General features: G+C 44.1%; 16 protein-coding genes and 1 tRNA gene. 14 read left to right on the top strand and 3 right to left on the bottom strand.

The window, feature by feature from the left end; translation table 11 throughout:
* The first annotated feature begins 4 nt into the window (after positions 1-4).
* The 14 genes from ICE94_RS05330 to ICE94_RS05265 all read left to right on the top strand — a co-directional run bounded on the left by ICE94_RS05330 (position 5) and on the right by ICE94_RS05265 (position 14,073).
* A complete protein-coding gene (locus ICE94_RS05330; RefSeq protein WP_216149580.1) occupies positions 5-1,492 on the top strand; it encodes a sensor histidine kinase in 1,488 nt (495 codons plus the stop codon).
* Complete coding sequence (locus tag ICE94_RS05325; protein WP_216149578.1) at positions 1,489-1,710, top strand: DUF4212 domain-containing protein; 222 nt, start codon at positions 1,489-1,491, stop codon at positions 1,708-1,710. The genes ICE94_RS05330 and ICE94_RS05325 overlap by 4 nt, the downstream gene beginning before the upstream one ends.
* Before the next feature lie 125 nt (positions 1,711-1,835).
* Positions 1,836-3,500, top strand: coding sequence for an MFS transporter (locus ICE94_RS05320; RefSeq protein ID WP_255539091.1), 1,665 nt, complete (start codon positions 1,836-1,838; stop codon positions 3,498-3,500).
* Between the two features lie 125 nt (positions 3,501-3,625).
* Positions 3,626-3,702: transfer RNA gene (locus ICE94_RS05315), tRNA-Met, on the top strand.
* A 128-nt stretch (positions 3,703-3,830) separates the two neighbouring features.
* Complete coding sequence (locus ICE94_RS05310) at positions 3,831-4,247, top strand: DsrE family protein (protein WP_216149576.1); 417 nt, start codon at positions 3,831-3,833, stop codon at positions 4,245-4,247.
* A 92-nt stretch (positions 4,248-4,339) separates the two neighbouring features.
* Entirely contained in the window at positions 4,340-5,605 is a 1,266-nt protein-coding gene (locus tag ICE94_RS05305; protein ID WP_216149574.1) for a putative Na+/H+ antiporter, read from the top strand.
* Positions 5,605-6,948: a tRNA (N6-isopentenyl adenosine(37)-C2)-methylthiotransferase MiaB gene (gene miaB / locus ICE94_RS05300; RefSeq protein ID WP_216150968.1), complete on the top strand. Its 1,344-nt coding sequence runs from the start codon at positions 5,605-5,607 to the stop codon at positions 6,946-6,948. The genes ICE94_RS05305 and miaB overlap by 1 nt, the downstream gene beginning before the upstream one ends.
* A complete protein-coding gene (ybeY, locus tag ICE94_RS05295) occupies positions 6,945-7,400 on the top strand; it encodes an rRNA maturation RNase YbeY (protein ID WP_216149572.1) in 456 nt (151 codons plus the stop codon). Before miaB ends, ybeY begins: the two co-directional genes overlap by 4 nt.
* A 30-nt stretch (positions 7,401-7,430) precedes the next feature.
* Positions 7,431-8,273: an HlyC/CorC family transporter gene (locus ICE94_RS05290; protein ID WP_216149570.1), complete on the top strand. Its 843-nt coding sequence runs from the start codon at positions 7,431-7,433 to the stop codon at positions 8,271-8,273.
* A complete protein-coding gene (lnt, locus tag ICE94_RS05285; RefSeq protein ID WP_216149568.1) occupies positions 8,197-9,717 on the top strand; it encodes an apolipoprotein N-acyltransferase in 1,521 nt (506 codons plus the stop codon). The genes ICE94_RS05290 and lnt overlap by 77 nt, the downstream gene beginning before the upstream one ends.
* 44 nt (positions 9,718-9,761) lie before the next feature.
* The gene (gene glyQ, locus ICE94_RS05280; RefSeq protein ID WP_216149566.1) at positions 9,762-10,643 is read left to right on the top strand and encodes a glycine--tRNA ligase subunit alpha; all 882 of its coding nucleotides are present in this window, start codon (positions 9,762-9,764) and stop codon (positions 10,641-10,643) included.
* 1 nt (position 10,644) lies between these two features.
* Positions 10,645-12,777, top strand: coding sequence for a glycine--tRNA ligase subunit beta (glyS, locus tag ICE94_RS05275; RefSeq protein WP_216149564.1), 2,133 nt, complete (start codon positions 10,645-10,647; stop codon positions 12,775-12,777).
* 1 nt (position 12,778) lies between these two features.
* A complete protein-coding gene (gene gmhB, locus ICE94_RS05270) occupies positions 12,779-13,339 on the top strand; it encodes a D-glycero-beta-D-manno-heptose 1,7-bisphosphate 7-phosphatase (protein ID WP_216149562.1) in 561 nt (186 codons plus the stop codon).
* Positions 13,336-14,073, top strand: coding sequence for a 1-acyl-sn-glycerol-3-phosphate acyltransferase (locus tag ICE94_RS05265; RefSeq protein ID WP_216149560.1), 738 nt, complete (start codon positions 13,336-13,338; stop codon positions 14,071-14,073). The genes gmhB and ICE94_RS05265 overlap by 4 nt, the downstream gene beginning before the upstream one ends.
* Here ICE94_RS05265 and rsmA read toward each other — a convergent pair.
* The 3 genes from rsmA to ICE94_RS05250 are packed head-to-tail and all read right to left on the bottom strand — an operon-like array spanning position 14,045 to position 17,037.
* Positions 14,045-14,842 (bottom strand): 16S rRNA (adenine(1518)-N(6)/adenine(1519)-N(6))-dimethyltransferase RsmA, encoded by a 798-nt coding sequence (gene rsmA / locus ICE94_RS05260; protein WP_216149558.1) that lies wholly within the window; start codon positions 14,840-14,842, stop codon positions 14,045-14,047. The genes ICE94_RS05265 and rsmA overlap by 29 nt on opposite strands.
* Complete coding sequence (pdxA, locus tag ICE94_RS05255) at positions 14,826-15,791, bottom strand: 4-hydroxythreonine-4-phosphate dehydrogenase PdxA (RefSeq protein WP_216149555.1); 966 nt, start codon at positions 15,789-15,791, stop codon at positions 14,826-14,828. Before pdxA ends, rsmA begins: the two co-directional genes overlap by 17 nt.
* A 1-nt stretch (position 15,792) precedes the next feature.
* Positions 15,793-17,037 carry a peptidylprolyl isomerase gene (locus ICE94_RS05250; protein ID WP_216149553.1) on the bottom strand — a complete coding sequence of 415 codons (1,245 nt, stop codon included), beginning with the start codon at positions 17,035-17,037 and terminating at the stop codon, positions 15,793-15,795.
* Between the last annotated feature and the right edge of the window lie 41 nt (positions 17,038-17,078).

Below are 17,078 nucleotides of genomic sequence, written 5' to 3'. Positions count from 1 at the left end.
AGGTATGTCTGTGGCAGCCGTCATTGATTCGGAACTGCAAAAGCTATTACCTAGCGAACTTCAAGCGGGCAAACCTCAAGAACGTGGCCCTAGATCCTTATTTGGAGAAATCCTTGATTGGATGTTAGCGCCATTGCTATTGCTGTGGCCAATGAGTATTGCGGTCACCTATTTAGTGGCTCAATCAATAGCTAATGCACCTTTTGATCGCGGACTTGAAAACAATGTGCAAGCGATTGCACAGCAGGTCCGCATACAAGGGGAGAATGTCAGCCTGAGCCTACCTCATTCTGCCAAGCAAATACTGCAAGCGGATGAAAATGATCGTATTTATTTTCAAGTACTCGACCAACGTGGTTACCTAATTGCAGGTGATAAAGATTTACCTATTCCAGGTCTTGATGATGTGACTCAAATTGGAGTTGTCACCTACCGTGATGCCAAAATCAATGGTGAAAAAATTAGGATTGCCTCAACACTACTGCCACAAAACCCTAACTTAGATGCAAACACCATTCTTGTTCAAGTTGCGGAAACTCTTGATAAACGTTCGCAGTTAGCTAACGAAATTATCAAAGGCGTGATTCTGCCGCAGTTCATTATTTTGCCGATTGTGGTGGTCTTAGTTTGGTTTGGTCTAACGCGTGGTTTAGCTCCATTGCACGCTCTACAAAATCACATTCGCAATCGTCATGTAGAAGATACAAGCCCGATTGAAGAAAAAGCAGCCCCCCAAGAAATCATGCCGCTCATCTCTAGTTTTAATGGGGTCCTCTTTCAGCTAGAAGATTCTGTCAATGCACAGAAGCGCTTTATTGCCGATGCTGCTCACCAACTCAAAACCCCCTTAGCTGGTTTACAAATGCAAGCGGAGTTAGCGCAAAGAGAAAGTAACCCTGAGGAACTTAAGCGCTCACTAGAACAAATTGCCGATAGCTCTAACCGAGCCGCGCGCCTTGTACAACAACTGCTCTCTTTAGCCAGAATGGAGAACACTACCAATCTGTCTGATCGGGCAAAGATTGATCTTAATATCGCCGCTCAAGAAGCCACCAAGAATTGGCTTAATGCGGCATGGTCTAAACAAATTGATTTAGGCTGCCATACCCACGAATATGCAGTACACATCATGGGAAATGCCGTGATGATGCGCGAGTTATTTAACAACCTCATTGATAACGCCATTAAATACACGCCCATCGGCGGTCATGTCACCGTAGAGGTTAAGCGCGCTAGTCGGCCAGGCTTTATTGAAATCGAAGTCAAAGATACAGGCCCTGGCATCCCAGTAGAAGAACGTACACGTGTGCTTGAACGCTTTTACCGCATCCTGGGTAGCGATGTGGAGGGCAGTGGTCTGGGCTTAGCGATTGTTAAAGAAATCGCGACACAACATGGTGGCCGAATTGAGATCCTAGATCACGCACAAGAAAACCAGTCCCATCCTTCGGGCACATGTATTCGTGTGACCTTACCAGCGGATGCCAAATGACCAAGTGGCAAAAAAATAAGCGACTGACTTTCAAGCTACTGATTGCATGGTTCTGCGTCACTATGCTTGTAGGCCTTGCGCCAGAACCACTCAGATTTAGCTTTCATGGCTGGGAATTCACGTATTGGTTCGGCGCCCAAGGCGCAATTTTGATTTACCTCCTAATCACCTGGCTCTACGCCAAAGAGATGAGAAAAATCGATAAATCAACGGATTAGCCCCTGTATTACCCCAATTTAGTAAGTAATTTCCCTAAGCCGTCAGAATTCGGTAAGCCCCCAAATTAATCATGTGGTCAAGGTCGGGATACTTACGGCCTTCATTTCATTAACTAGGAGGAAACATGGCTAAAACTGCAGCCCCGATGACCGCAGAAGAACGCAAAGTTATTTTTGCATCTTCTCTGGGAACGGTATTTGAATGGTATGACTTTTATTTGTACGGCTCATTGGCCGCGATTATTGCTAAGCAATTCTTCGCTGGTCTCGATGCAGGCTCAGCATTTATTTTTGCCCTTTTGGCATTTGCTGCTGGCTTTATCGTACGTCCTTTTGGCGCCTTGGTGTTTGGTCGCTTAGGTGACTTGATTGGTCGTAAATACACCTTCTTGGTCACCATCTTATTGATGGGTGGTGCAACGTTCATCGTTGGTATTCTGCCTACATATAACACCATTGGTGTTGCTGCTCCAGTCATCTTGATCGTTTTACGTATGCTTCAAGGTTTGGCGCTGGGTGGTGAGTACGGCGGTGCTGCAACTTATGTTGCCGAGCATGCTCCAGATGGTAAGCGTGGTGCATACACAGCTTGGATTCAGACTACAGCCACACTCGGCTTGTTCTTGTCCTTGCTCGTGATTTTGTTCACACGTGAATTGACTGGTCCAAACTTCGAAGTTTGGGGCTGGCGTGTTCCATTCCTTCTCTCTATCGTCTTATTAGGTATCTCTGTATACATTCGTTTGTCAATGAACGAATCTCCAGCATTCCAGAAGATGAAAGCAGAAGGTAAAACTTCTAAGGCTCCTTTGACAGAAGCATTCGGTCAATGGAAAAACCTAAAGATCGTTATCTTGGCATTGTTTGGTTTGGTTGCTGGTCAAGCTGTTGTTTGGTACACAGGTCAGTTCTACGCACTCTTCTTCTTGACTCAAGTCTTGAAAGTAGATGCTAAGACAGCCAACCTCTTGATTGCGGGTTCACTCGTTATCGGCACACCATTCTTCATCGTATTTGGTGCCTTGTCTGATCGTATCGGCCGTAAGATGATCATCATGTTGGGCCTCTTGCTCGCCATCATCACTTATATCCCGAATACACCATTGTCAGTCTTCAATGCTTTGACACACTATGCAAATCCAGCATTGGAAAAAGCAATGGCAACATCACCTGCATCAATCACCGTAGATCCAGCTGAGTGTTCTTTCCAGTTCAACCCAACAGGTACTGCTAAGTTCACAAGCTCTTGTGACATCGCTAAACAAACAATGGCCTCAAACTCAGCAAGCTATGAAACGATTGCTGGCGCACCAGGCACAGTAGCGAAGATCAAGATTGGTGATACAGAGATCGAAGGTTACACAGCTAAAGGTATCCCTGCTGATGAAGCTAAAGCTAAAGATGCTGCGTTCAAGAAAGCTGTTCGTGAGGCTTTGAATGCTGCAGGCTATCCAGCTAAAGCTGATCCAGCCCAGGTGAACGTACCTGCTGTACTAGCTCTCTTAGTGTTCTTGGTTGTTTTGGTAACGATGGTTTACGGCCCAATCGCTGCATACCTCGTTGAGTTGTTCCCAACTCGCATCCGCTATACATCTATGTCATTGCCATATCACATTGGTAACGGCTGGTTCGGCGGCTTGATGCCAACAATCTCTTTCGCCTTGGTTGCTCAGAACGGTAACATTTACTATGGTCTCTGGTACCCAATCATCATCGCAGCAATGACACTGGTTATCGGTACATTGTTCATGCGTGAAACGAAAGATAGAGATATCTACGCTGGTGACTAATCCATAGTCTCTTAAGCAAAAAAGATAACGGCGACTCAAAAGGTCGCCGTTTTTTATTACCTACTTTAGAAGCCTAATAGTCCAATTGCTCCTCCTAGAGCGATTGGGCTATAATCTCTAACTTCGGCGATTTAGCTCAGTTGGTTAGAGCGACGGAATCATAATCCGCAGGTCCGGGGTTCGAATCCCTGAATCGCCACCAAAACACTTAAAAAAGACCCAAGTTTTCAGCTGGGTCTTTTTTATTTTGGGCACAACTCTGTGAAGATAACTGGTGTTAGACTAAACGGCATAAGACCTAATAAACAATCAATGCCCATGGAGGGAAATATGAAAATAAGTCGATCTATTGCTTTTGTAGCTGCCATTTTGATTAGCAGTCTCGCTCATGCAGAAACTAAAGTGGTTTATCACATCAATGAAGGTGTACAACAGGCTAGTCGTGCAATTGGCAATATTCGCAACCACCTCAATGCCGATCCTAGTGCAAAAATTGTTGTGGTCACTCATGGCCCAGGCATTGATTTTCTGCTTGAAGGTGCCGAAAACATGGCTGGTGGAAAATTTGCAGGCCCGATCGGTGAGCTAGCCAGTCGCGGTGTTGAATTTAGAGTCTGCAATAACACCTTAGTTTCTAGAAAAATTGCCAAAGAGCAAGTCGTTTTAGAAGCCAAGATTGTGCCTTCCGGTGTGGCAGAAGTAGCCAATCTACAAGCTAAAGAAAAATACGCCTATTTGCGCCCCTAAGTTTCTATAAATAACCATAACACTCTATAGACCGCCGTTTGGCGGTTTATTCACATAAAGGCTTAAAATATCTCCCAGAGAAAGGGCCTTTTATGAATCCAACCACCGTACAAATTATTGCGACTACGCTGTTCTGTATTGCAGTACTTCATACTTTTTCTGCTAGCCTCTTCGAGAGACTTGCTCACAAACAACCCAATCACGCAGGCCTCTGGCATCTCTTGGGCGAAGTGGAGGCTGTGTTTGGCTTCTGGGCGATGGTCCTAGTTTTATTTATGGCAGCTCAATCAGGGTCTATTCAGTCATCGATTGAATATGTCGAAGGCAGAAACTATACCGAGCCTTTATTTGTTTTCGCCATTATGGTTGTAGCTGCAAGCCGTCCGATCTTACATTTTGCGTCTGAACTCGTGCGCATAGTCTCTGGCTTACTCAGTCAACTATTTCGCCTCAATGCAAACATCACGAATTACTTTGTCACTCTAAGCCTAGTGCCCCTTTTAGGCTCATTTATCACCGAGCCGGCTGCAATGACCTTGGCAGCATTACTGCTAAAGAAAAAAATCTTTAGTCAGACCAAAAACACGAAGTTGATGTATCTCACCATTGGTGTCTTATTTGTCAATATCTCGATTGGTGGTGCATTGACTAACTTTGCAGCTCCTCCGATTTTGATGGTGGCTAGCACTTGGAATTGGTCGACCAGCTTTGTTTTCTATACCTTTGGTACAAAAGCAGCACTTGCCGTACTAGTGAACACAGTTCTTTTAACCCTCTTGGTTCATAAAGATCTACCTAAACAAGCTACGAATGACAAAGCGGATGAAATACCCTGGTTTGTCGTTGCCGTTCATTTATTCTTCTTGGCCAGTATTGTGGTTTTTGCACACCATCCTGTGGTCTTCATGGGTTTACTACTTTTCTTCCTAGGTTACACCCATGCATATGCCAAATATCAGAGCCGTCTTTTATTAAAAGAGGCTTTAATGGTGGCATTCTTCTTAGCCGGCTTAGTCGTCTTAGGTGGTATGCAACAGTGGTGGCTGCAACCCACATTAGAAAGTATGAGTTCTACTGTGGTTTACTTCGGCGCAACCGCTTTAACTGCAGTCACAGATAATGCTGCTCTAACTTACTTAGGCTCATTGGTAGAAGGAGTTAGCGATGAATTTAAATATGCCCTAGTAGCAGGTGCAATTACGGGCGGCGGCTTAACCGTGATTGCTAATGCACCTAACCCTGCTGGTATGTCGATACTCCGTGAGCATTTTCCGGATGGAAATGTATCCGCACTGTGGCTCTTCTTAGCTGCACTACCCCCAACCATAGTAGCGATCATCGCCTTTCAATTACTGTAATTATGAAAAAAGTTTATATCCGCACTTTTGGTTGTCAGATGAATGAATATGACTCTGACAAGATGGCTGACGTCTTACATGCCAAAGAAGGACTTGTTCAGACAGAAACCCCAGAGGATGCTGATGTCATTCTTTTGAATACTTGCTCTGTCAGAGAAAAAGCTCAGGAAAAAGTTTTTTCTGACCTAGGTAGACTCAAAGAGCTCAAGGCCATTAAGCCAGAACTGATCATTGGTGTTGGTGGTTGTGTGGCCAGCCAAGAAGGTAAGCATATTATTAATCGCGCTCCTTATGTTGATTTGGTATTTGGCCCGCAAACCCTACACCGCCTGCCTGATTTAATTTCTGCGCGCCGTCAAAGTGGCCTGCCTCAAGTCGACATCAGCTTCCCGGAAATTGAAAAGTTTGATAACTTACCTCCGGCTCGAGTCGAAGGTGGTGCAGCTTATGTATCGATTATGGAAGGCTGCTCTAAATACTGTAGCTACTGCGTTGTGCCATACACTCGCGGCGAAGAAGTCTCTAGACCCTTAGATGACGTGCTGACGGAAGTAGCTACTTTAGCAGCCCAAGGCGTTCAAGAAATTAACCTACTAGGTCAAAACGTGAATGCGTATCGTGGCAAAATGGGTAACACCTCAGAAATTGCTGACTTCGCTTTACTCCTTGAGTATGTTTCAGAGATCCCAGGCATTCAACGAATTCGTTTTACAACCAGTCATCCTAAAGAATTTACGCAACGCCTGATTGATTGCTACGAAAAGTTACCTAAACTCGTCAATCACTTACATCTTCCAGCGCAACATGCCTCAGACAAGATATTGGCCGCCATGAAACGTGGCTATACAAGTCTTGAATACAAAAGTGTCATACGTAAAGTCAAAGCAATACGACCTAACCTTTCACTCTCAAGTGATTTTATTGTCGGTTTCCCTGGCGAAACTGATGAAGACTTTGAGATGCTCATGCGTCTGGTTGAAGATTTATATTTCGATAATAGTTACTGCTTTATTTACAGCGAACGCCCAGGCACGCCTGCAGCAAATCTAAAAGACGACACACCGCGCGCCACAAAAGTCGCACGCTTACAACGTCTTGTGGGACAAATTGATAAGCATATTCTTGAAATCAGCCAATCCATGGTTGGTCAAGAAGAATTAGTCATGATTGAAAGTATGGCCAAAGATGGCCTACGTCTTCAGGGGCGCACCGAGAATAATCGCGTGGTCAATATTGACATCGGCAACGATCAAGCACGTCGCCTAATTGGTAAATTGCTACCTGTTAAATACACAGAAGCTTTAGCTCACTCTCTTAGAGGTGAGCTCATCATTCAAGAATGAAGTCGAATAAAGTATTCATTGAGATTCAATTTGGCACAGCCAAATTAGAGGAATCTATCAATGCCATCATGAGTGTGGCTCAATTAAAAAAAATATTGCGCATGACTATTCAAAATGATGCGCAATTGACTTTACGTTTTACCGGTAAAGCAGAAAGCCGCAAACTGAATGCGGCTTATCGCAATAAAGACTATGCCACCAATATTCTGACCTTCAACTATCACACACCAGGTCAAGCGCTCCACTCCGACTTAGTGATTTGCTGGCCCATAGTGGTGCAAGAAGCCAAAACTCAAGGAAAAAGTATTGTTGATCATTTAAGCCATCTTTTGGTGCATGGGGCACTCCATGCCCAAGGTTTTGATCACGAAGATGAAATTGAGGCAGAAGCCATGGAGAGCTTGGAAGTAGCCATTTTGCAAAAACTCAAAATTGCAAATCCTTATTTGTAATATCACAAAAATCCGTTATGCTTAGGCATTATGTCAGCAGAACCTGAGTCGCAAACCTTACTCGAAAAATTAGGACGTTTACTGTCCCCATCGCCTGCCTCTGCCGAGGAAAAAAGAGCAGAACTACTTGAAACTCTTCGCCAAGCTCAATCAGAAGGTTTGATCGATGCAGATGCATTAGCTATGATCGAAGGTGTTTTCCAAGTGGGTCAAATGACTGCTCGAGATATCTTGGTCACTCGTTCGCAAATCGACTGGATCGATATCAATGCATCACTTGAAGACACCATTAATGAAGTTATTCGAGCTGCCCACTCTCGCTTTCCAGTCTATGAAAACAGTCGTGATAACGTCATTGGCATACTACTAGCCAAAGATTTACTACGCCATTCTCAAGAAGAAGGTTTTGATATACGTGATTGGCTCAGACCGGCAGTATTTATTCCTGAATCCAAACGCTTAGGTGTCTTGCTTCGAGACTTCCGTGAGCATCGCAACCATCTAGCAATGGTCGTCGATGAATATGGTGGCATTGCAGGTTTAGTCACCATTGAAGATGTACTCGAGCAAATCGTAGGCGACATCGAGGATGAGCATGACATCGATGATTCTGAAGACAACATTATCCAGACCAACGATGGAAAATTTAGAATCAAAGGCATTGCTGAACTCGAGCAAGTGAACCAGTTTCTCAACACCAGCTTTTATGATGAGGACAACGATACTCTTGCCGGCTTCATCCTTAAACATCTTGGCAAACTTCCTCATAAAGGCGATGTAATCAAACTCGGAGACTATGAGTTTGAGATACAACGAGCTGACGCGAGACAAATTCACATTATTCTTGCTAGCAAACCGCAAGATCTTGATTAAAACTGCACTCTTTCTCTTACTAGGTTCACTGACAGCCTGGATGACTGAGCTACCTTACGGTGGCTGGTGGTTTTTACTTGCACTCACTGCTTTTTTTCATTTCTATAAAAAATCCAATCAACCCCTACTTCACGCTTGGCTCTATCAACTAGGTTATTTTGTGAATGCGCTCTGGTGGATATACATCAGCCTTCATGATGTTGGTCGAATGCATGTATTACTCTCGATATTTGCAGTAGTTGCCCTATCTTCATATTTATCAATTTGGTTTGCGCTCAGCGTCGCAACAGCGCGCAAACTGATTCATTTTTCTTTTTTACCGGCAGCGCTAGCCAGCAGTATTTGCCTAGCTGAATGGCTTAGAGGGATAGTATTTACAGGTTTTCCATGGGCTGGCATTGCTGAATCTCAAATCGACGGTGCATTTTTTGGTTGGGCTCCAATCCTAGGAGGTCTTGCATGCACTTGGATAGCCAGTTTTACCGCAGCTTTTATTGCTCTGGCAAAAACCAGCCTAATAAAAAAATCTATCACCGTACTTTTTATCGTTTCACTCAGCAACGGTTTAGCCTTAATTCCATTTACTACGCCTTATGGTTCAGGAATTTCAGTAGAGTTACTACAGGGTAATTTTCCGCAGCCCCTATTTATGAGCCAAGAGCAAGCAATTGCACAACAGGATTTTTATTTAAAAAAATTAAGTACAAGTTCAGCTCAATTAGTCGTAGCCCCTGAAACAGCTTTACCCATCACCGATCGAGTACTCAATGTTGAATCTTTGCAAAAGTCACTGGGTGATAAAAACCAATTTTTCCTCAGTGGCATCCTAGGTAGCCACGACAATCAAGAACTTTCTAATTCAGCGCTTGGCTTTGATCACAAGCAAACCTACCGCTACGACAAACACCATTTAGTTCCCTTTGGTGAATTTGTACCTACCGGCTTTCAGTGGTTTGTTAATGCTTTTGGAGTACCTCTAGGACAATTTAAACGCGGTGACCTCATACAGAACCCCATGGTTTTGCATACTGAAAAGCCCATTCGGCTGGGTGTGATGATCTGTTATGAAGATGTTTTTGGCTCTGAAATCGCGAAGCGCCAAAAGTATGACCTTCAAGGGCATCACATTTGGGTCAATATCACCAACCTTGCCTGGTTTGGTGAGAGTCAAGCTGCAGAACAACAATTACGCTTGGCACGCTTACGCTCCTTAGAGACTGGAATCCCCACTATACGTGCTACCAATACGGGTCTTACCGGGATCATTAATGAACGTGGTCAAGTGACATCCACGCTCGCAGAATTTGAACAAGAGGCCCTCACCGGCACTGTCCAGCCATTTAGTGGCAAAACCCCCTATGTCCACCTCGGGAACCTTCCCATCCTCGGAATTTCAATACTCACTCTATTTTTTTGCTGGATACGCTCAAAAAAGCTAGTTTGAAGCCCAAGACAGGTAAAATTGAGGGTCTGACTAATTGAGTGAATATGCTTACCTTTCAGCAACTTATCCTAAAGTTACAAGAGTATTGGGACCAACAAGGTTGTGCCCTATTGCAACCCGTCGACCTTGAGGTTGGCGCAGGGACATCACATACAGCTACTTTTCTGCGTGCCATTGGGCCAGAACCGTGGAAAGCTGCTTATGTTCAACCTTCTAGACGACCCAAAGATGGTCGCTATGGTGAAAATCCAAATCGTTTGCAACACTATTATCAATATCAGGTAGTTCTCAAACCAGCACCTGAAAATATCCTAGAGCTCTATCTTGGTAGTCTCGCCGCTCTGGGTCTTGATTTGAAACAAAACGATGTGCGCTTTGTTGAAGATGATTGGGAAAACCCCACACTGGGCGCTTGGGGCCTGGGTTGGGAAGTTTGGCTCAACGGCATGGAAATTACTCAATTTACGTATTTTCAGCAAGTCGGCGGCCTCGATTGCAAACCCATCTTAGGCGAGATCACATACGGTCTAGAACGTTTAGCTATGTATCTGCAGAAAGTAGAAAACGTATACGATCTCGTATGGACAGATGGCGTTAAGTATCGCGATGTCTATCATCAAAATGAAGTGGAGCAGTCGACCTATAACTTTGAGTACTCCAATAGTGAATGGTTATTCGAGCAATTCGGTAACTACGAGAGAGAAGCAAAGCGTTTGATGGAAATCCCGTTAGCCTTACCTGCCTATGAAATGGTTTTAAAAGCCGCGCATACATTTAATCTCTTAGATGCGAGAGGTGCGATATCTGTGACAGAAAGAGCAGCTTATATTGGACGAATCAGAAATTTATCCAAGACAGTCGCTCAAGCTTACTATGACTCAAGAGAAAGATTAGGCTTCCCTATGTGTGCACAGGGGGCAAATTAATATGTCTTTACAACCTTTACTGATTGAACTCCTGACTGAGGAGCTACCACCTAAGGCTCTATCTAAACTGGGTGATAGCTTTGCTGAAAGTATTTTTCAATCACTCAAAAAAGATGGCGTTTTAAGCAATAGTTCCACTTGTACAAAATTTGCCACACCTCGCCGTCTTGCTGTATTGATCACTGATGTTTTAAGTCAAGCACCTCAACAACGACGTCGAGAAAAACTCTTGCCTGTTAGTATCGGTCTCGATGCTAATGGTCAAGCGAGTGCACCATTAATTAAAAAACTTAGTTCTTTGGGTATTGAACAAGTAAATCTTGCTCAGCTAGAGCGTGATGGCGAAGGTAAGAATGAAACTTTCTATATCCAACTTGACCAAGCTGGATTAAGCCTGACCGATGCCGCTCAACAAGCCATTAATACTTGTTTGAGTAAATTACCGATTCCCAAAGTCATGCGCTACCAGATTGATGCGGGTACTGCACAAGCAGTCGATGTGCAATTCGTTAGGCCTGCGCACCATTTAATAGTCATGCATGGCTCAGAAGTCTTACCCGTTCACGCTTTGGGCTTAAAGAGTAGTAATACGACCCTTGGTCATCGTTTTTTAAGCGACGGTTCATTGACCATTAAGCACGCCTCTGAGTACGAAACAACTCTCGAAAGTTCAGGCAAAGTGATTGCTGATTTTGATAAGCGCTTAAATCAAATGAAGCTCGCACTCAATGAAAAAGCTCAAGGACACCAAGTTCTTATGCCACAAAGTCTGCTCGAAGAAGTTTGTTCATTAGTAGAGTGGCCTGTTGTCTATGCCTGCTCATTCGAGAAAGAATTTTTAGACGTGCCGCAAGAATGCCTGATCCTAACCATGCAAACCAATCAAAAGTACTTTGCATTAACGGATCAAACAGGCAAGCTCGTTAATCAATTTTTGATTGTCTCGAATATTGAGACCAAGACACCAGATGCCATTATTTCTGGTAACGAAAGGGTCGTGCGGCCACGCTTAGCCGATGCGAAATTCTTCTTTGAGCAAGATAAAAAGAAAGCTCTGAAAGATCGCATCAAAGATCTATCTAAGGTCGTATATCACAATAAACTCGGCACTCAACTCGAGCGTAGCGAACGTGTGCAAACGATTGCACTTTGGATTGCAAACGAACTGTTTGCCAATCAAAGTCAGATTACACAAGATACTCAGCGAGCCGCTGAAATCGCAAAATGTGACTTATTAACCGATATGGTTGGTGAATTTCCGGAGCTTCAAGGCATCATGGGACGCTACTACGCACACCATGATGGCGAAAGTGCTGAAGTGGCACAAGCTTGTATGGAACATTACTTCCCTCGCTTTGCTGGCGATCAATTACCCCAATCTCAAGTCGGTACCGTATTAGCCCTTGCCGACAAGATTGAAACCATTGTCGGCATTTGGGGTATCGGCCTAGCACCCACCGGTGAGAAAGATCCCTTTGCCCTGCGCAGACATGCTTTAGGCATCTGCCGTATCTTGATTGAAAAACAACTACCACTCAAAGTACAAAACTTACTTGAAATAGCTAAAGCAACATTCAAGCAAGCTGAAGTTCAAGACAATGCTCAACTGCATGAGATCTATCAATTTATATTGGACCGTCTCAAGGCCTATCTCAAAGATCAAGCCTCTGACGGGAAAAACTATACCAGTCAAGAAATTGATGCGGTCGTTAGCTTAAATCCTAATATCTTGGCCGACTTATTGCAGCGTTTAGCAGCAGTCAGAGCATTCGCTCAACTGCCAGAAGCTGAAGCATTGGCAGCAGCCAATAAACGTATTGGCAATATTCTTAAAAAAGTAGATGGTCAAACACCCAGTTCTGTGAATCCAACTCTATTTCGAGAAGCTGCTGAAAAGAGTCTTTATCAAGCTTTGGAAACGATTGAGCCTCAAGCACGAGCCGCCTTACAAAAAGGCGAATATGCACAAGCTTTGAAGGCTTTTGCAAGCATTCGTGCGGCTACCGATCAATTTTTTGCTGATGTAATGGTGATGTGCCCTGATGAAAAACTCAAAAATAATCGTATTGCGCTACTTCATCAACTGCATACCCTCATGAATCAAGTGGCAGACATCAGTAAGCTAGCTAATTAATATGGGTCAAAAATTAAGCTCTCGTCTCATTATTCTAGATCGCGATGGCGTGATTAATGAAGACAGCGATGCCTACATCAAATCACCTGATGAATGGCTGCCTATCCCTGAAAGTCTAGAAGCTATTTCTAAGCTCAATCAGGCTGGCTACCACATTGTGATTGCAACAAACCAATCTGGCGTCGGTCGCGGCCTCTATGACATGGATACCCTAAACGCCATACATGAGAAGATGAACCGCAAACTACATAAACTAGGCGGCTCAGTGGATGCCATCTTTTTCTGTCCACATACCGATGCGGATCAATGCGACTGCCGCAAACCAAAGTCAGGCATGATGAAGCAAATTGCAGAGCGCTACGGCATTTCACTCAAAGGTGTGCCAATCGTTGGTGATAGCGTTCGCGACCTCATCGCTGGCGTGAACTTAGGCGCTGATCCTCATCTCGTTTTAACTGGAAAAGGCGAAAAAGCACGCGCTAGCGGTCAACTACCCCCTTATACAGCGATTCATACTAATTTGATGGCTTTTGCTAATCACTATATTTCTTCCCATCTATGATCGCCATTAGATCGCTACTATTTTTTGTTTTTTTACTGATCTACACACCCATCTATGCAGTGATCTGCATGATCAGTTTCCCCCTTTTGAATCATCGCCGTCGCTATCAACTCGCTTTGGGCTGGAATCATACCGTTGTTAAGGTTTGCCAATGGCTATGCGGCATCTCTTATGAGCTCAAAGGCCTAGAGCATTTGAAAGCTGTACAAGACGAGAAAGTGATCATCCTGGCGAAACATCAATCGGCATGGGAAACCATTTCTTTTATGACTATTTTCCCCCGCCAACTTTGCTTCGTATTTAAAAGAGAATTACTTTGGATACCATTTTTTGGCTGGACCTTAGGGCTACTTAGGATGATTCATATTAATCGCTCTGATCGTTCATCTGCCTCGATTTCTGTGGCTGCTCAAGGTAAAGAACATTTAGCAGCAGGTAACTGGATCATTATTTTTCCTGAGGGTACACGAACCGCTGTGGGAAGCGCCCCTGCTTACCGCAAAGGTGGCGCTCGCCTGGCCAGCGCTACGCAAGCTTGGGTTCTGCCAGTGGCACACAATGCAGGGCACTTTTGGCCAAGGAATAGTTTCTTAAAATACCCAGGAAAAATCACTGTATCGATTGGCCCCGCCATTAGCTCTGCAAATAAGAGTGCCGATACTCTACATCAAGAAACTCAAGCTTGGATTGAATCAGAAATGCGTATTATTGATCCGCATTCTTATGAGAAATAGCCCAAGCTTTAGCCCACTCTATATATCTTTCTACAGTAATCTCTTGGGCTCTTTGTCCTAGCTCCTGCTCGGTCATACCAAGAAGGTTTTTGAAGGAGCTCAGATTATTACGTAATACTTTCCTTCTTTGAGAAAATGCCTGCGTCACTATTTTTTCAAGAGCCAAGTACTCTTCTGAAGATAAAGAAAAATCTTTCTTAGGGACCATACGCACAACTGCTGAATCTACTTTTGGCGGCGGGTCAAAGCACTCAGGCGGAACATCTAAGACCAAAGACATGTCATATCTAGCTTGTAACATCACCGATAAACGGCCAAATTCGCTATCGCCAGCTTGAGACAGCATACGATCAATGACCTCTTTTTGCAGCATAAAAATTTGACCAGTTACTTGATTTGCATACTGCACGAGATGAAACAAAATGGGTGATGAGATGTTATAGGGCAAGTTACCGACAATAAAATGTTGGCCAGGTCCTGCAGTTGTTTTAAACCATTCTGAAAAATCAAACTTAAGAACATCGCGCCCATAAATAGTGAGCTTTGATAAACCCTGTTTTTCCCAATAATCGATTAAGTCACGATCAATCTCAACAATACTCAAATGATCCAATCGATCTAGTAGCAATTGAGTCATGGCGCCCATACCAGGACCTATTTCAATGACATGATCGCTATTTTGACAAGCAATTGAATTGACTATCTGGGTAATGACACCTTGATCTACTAAGAAATGTTGGCCAAAACGTTTCTTAACTTGATGTCGCATGTTTCTTAGCAAGTTGATAGGCCAACTCAAGAGCTGCGAGCATACTGCCTTCATCAGCCTGATTCTTACCCGCAATACCTAAGGCAGTCCCATGGTCTACAGATGTACGAATAATAGGCAGGCCCAAGGTAACATTAACGCCTTGACCAAAGGTAAGCATCTTGAAGGGGGCCAGGCCCTGGTCATGCTGCATAGCGACGATCAGGTCATACCCCCTTAAATGCTCTGGAGTAAAAATAGTATCTCCCGGATACGGACCATGAGCGTCTATTCCCTGCTGACTGGCCCAATCCAAGGCAGGCTTAATAATTTCAATTTCTTCTCTACCCATCTTCCCAGACTCACCCGCATGAGGATTGAGGCCAGTCAGAGCAATTTTGGGCTGAGCAATGCCAAATTTACTCCGTAAATCATCATGAGCAATTTGGATAATGGCTTTTAGATCCTCTACCTTGAGCGTAGCAGCGACTTGAGCCAAGGGAATATGAGTGGTCGCTAATGCAACCCTGAGCATTTTCGGAAAAACATCTTGTCCCACTTGAGGATGCCCACAGAGCATCATCACCACCTTCTTCACCTGGCAGCGCTCTGCCAAATACTCAGTGTGGCCCATGAAACTATAACCCGCCTCAGCAATGATGCTTTTATGCACCGGGGCTGTGACCATTGCATCATAGTGACCTCGTAAACAAAGATCGGTAGCCCTATTGAGGGTATCAATCACATAGGCTGAATTGGCTGCATCAAGCACACCAGGAGTGACAGGTGCACGCAATGGGACCGGGTCAATTGATAAACGAGGTAAAGAAAAGCCTGATAATAAATGCGCATCACCAATCAAGGATAGGCTGACATCTGTATGCAGCTCTATGATTTTTTTTGCAGCCCGCAAGCTAATCTCAGGGCCAATACCAGCGGGTTCTCCGGTCGTAATGGCAAGATTTAACATACTAGTTGGCTTGTCGAATATCTACAGTCGCAGCATCGCGAATTTGTCGAATCCAGTCCTCATAGGCTTGATCTAGTTTTCTTTCGCGAAGCGCAGCCCTTGCAAAATCTCTTTGACGATCAGCTGATAGCTGAGCCTGGCGACGATCGATCACCTGAATCAGGTGCCAGCCGAATTCTGAACGAACGGGTTCACTGACTTCCCCGATAGCCAATTGATTCATAGCCTGCTCAAAGGCTGGCACTAGCTCACCAGGAGACATCCAGCCCAAATTACCACCATTGGCTGCAGAACCATCTTCTGAATATTTTTGGGCAATTTGTGCAAAATCAGCCGTCTTAACGCGAATTTGATCTTTGAAACCATTTAAACGTCTTTGTGCCTCGAGATCCGTCAAATTATCTTTATGCTTAATCAAAATATGTCTTGCGAGGGTTTGATTAACGACAATGTTCTCAACAGCAACGCCACCTTTTCGATCAACCACCTTCAAAATATGAAAGCCCGCACCACTACGTACAGCCTGCCCAACCAGCTTGTTCGCTGGTACGCCGGCAACCGCATCAATAAAAATTTGCGGTAAACGATCTAAAGAGCGATAACCCAAGTCTTCATAACGATAACCACCCGCTTGAGCCACTTTTTTAGCAAAAGCAACAAAGTCTTTTTCATTAGAAGCTTGTTGTAGAAGTTCTTGTACTTTGGTTTTGATACCTTCTACTTCAGCATCAGAAGACCCATTCGGCACAGGAATCAATAGCTGAGCTAAATATATTTCTTCAGGCACCGCTGCGCGACCCCGGTTTCTTTCTGATAAGAAACTATCTATTTCAGCTTCTGTCATCTGAATACGAGCATCGACTTCGCGCTCTCTTAAACGAGAAATAGTCACTTCTTGACGTATATCCTCACGATACTTAGAAAAACGTATACCTTCACTTTCTATCTTCTTTTTAAAAGCATCTACTGTTAATTTATTTTGAGCAGCGATATTGCCAATAATTCTGTCTAAATCTTTATCTGTTACACGCAGACCTTGCTCACGCGCTAAGTTGAGTTGTATACGCTCAATAATGAGACGCTCTAAGACTTGCTTTCTTAATTCCTCAACAGGAATAGCACGGTTACTTGCTTTTAATTGCTTCTCGACTTGATTTAAACGATCTTGCAACTCTTTTTTAGTTACAAGGCTAGTATCAACAATCGCTACGACTTCATCGATCACACGGCTTGTGTTCTGCGCCATGACGCACGTGCTACTCGCTAGTAGTAAGCTGAAAAACCATC

The organism is Polynucleobacter sp. MWH-Loch1C5, assembly GCF_018881775.1.
GTDB lineage: Bacteria > Pseudomonadota > Gammaproteobacteria > Burkholderiales > Burkholderiaceae > Polynucleobacter.
Note: the sequence above shows the minus strand (reverse complement) of the source record. Positions and strands in the feature narration are given on the sequence as shown.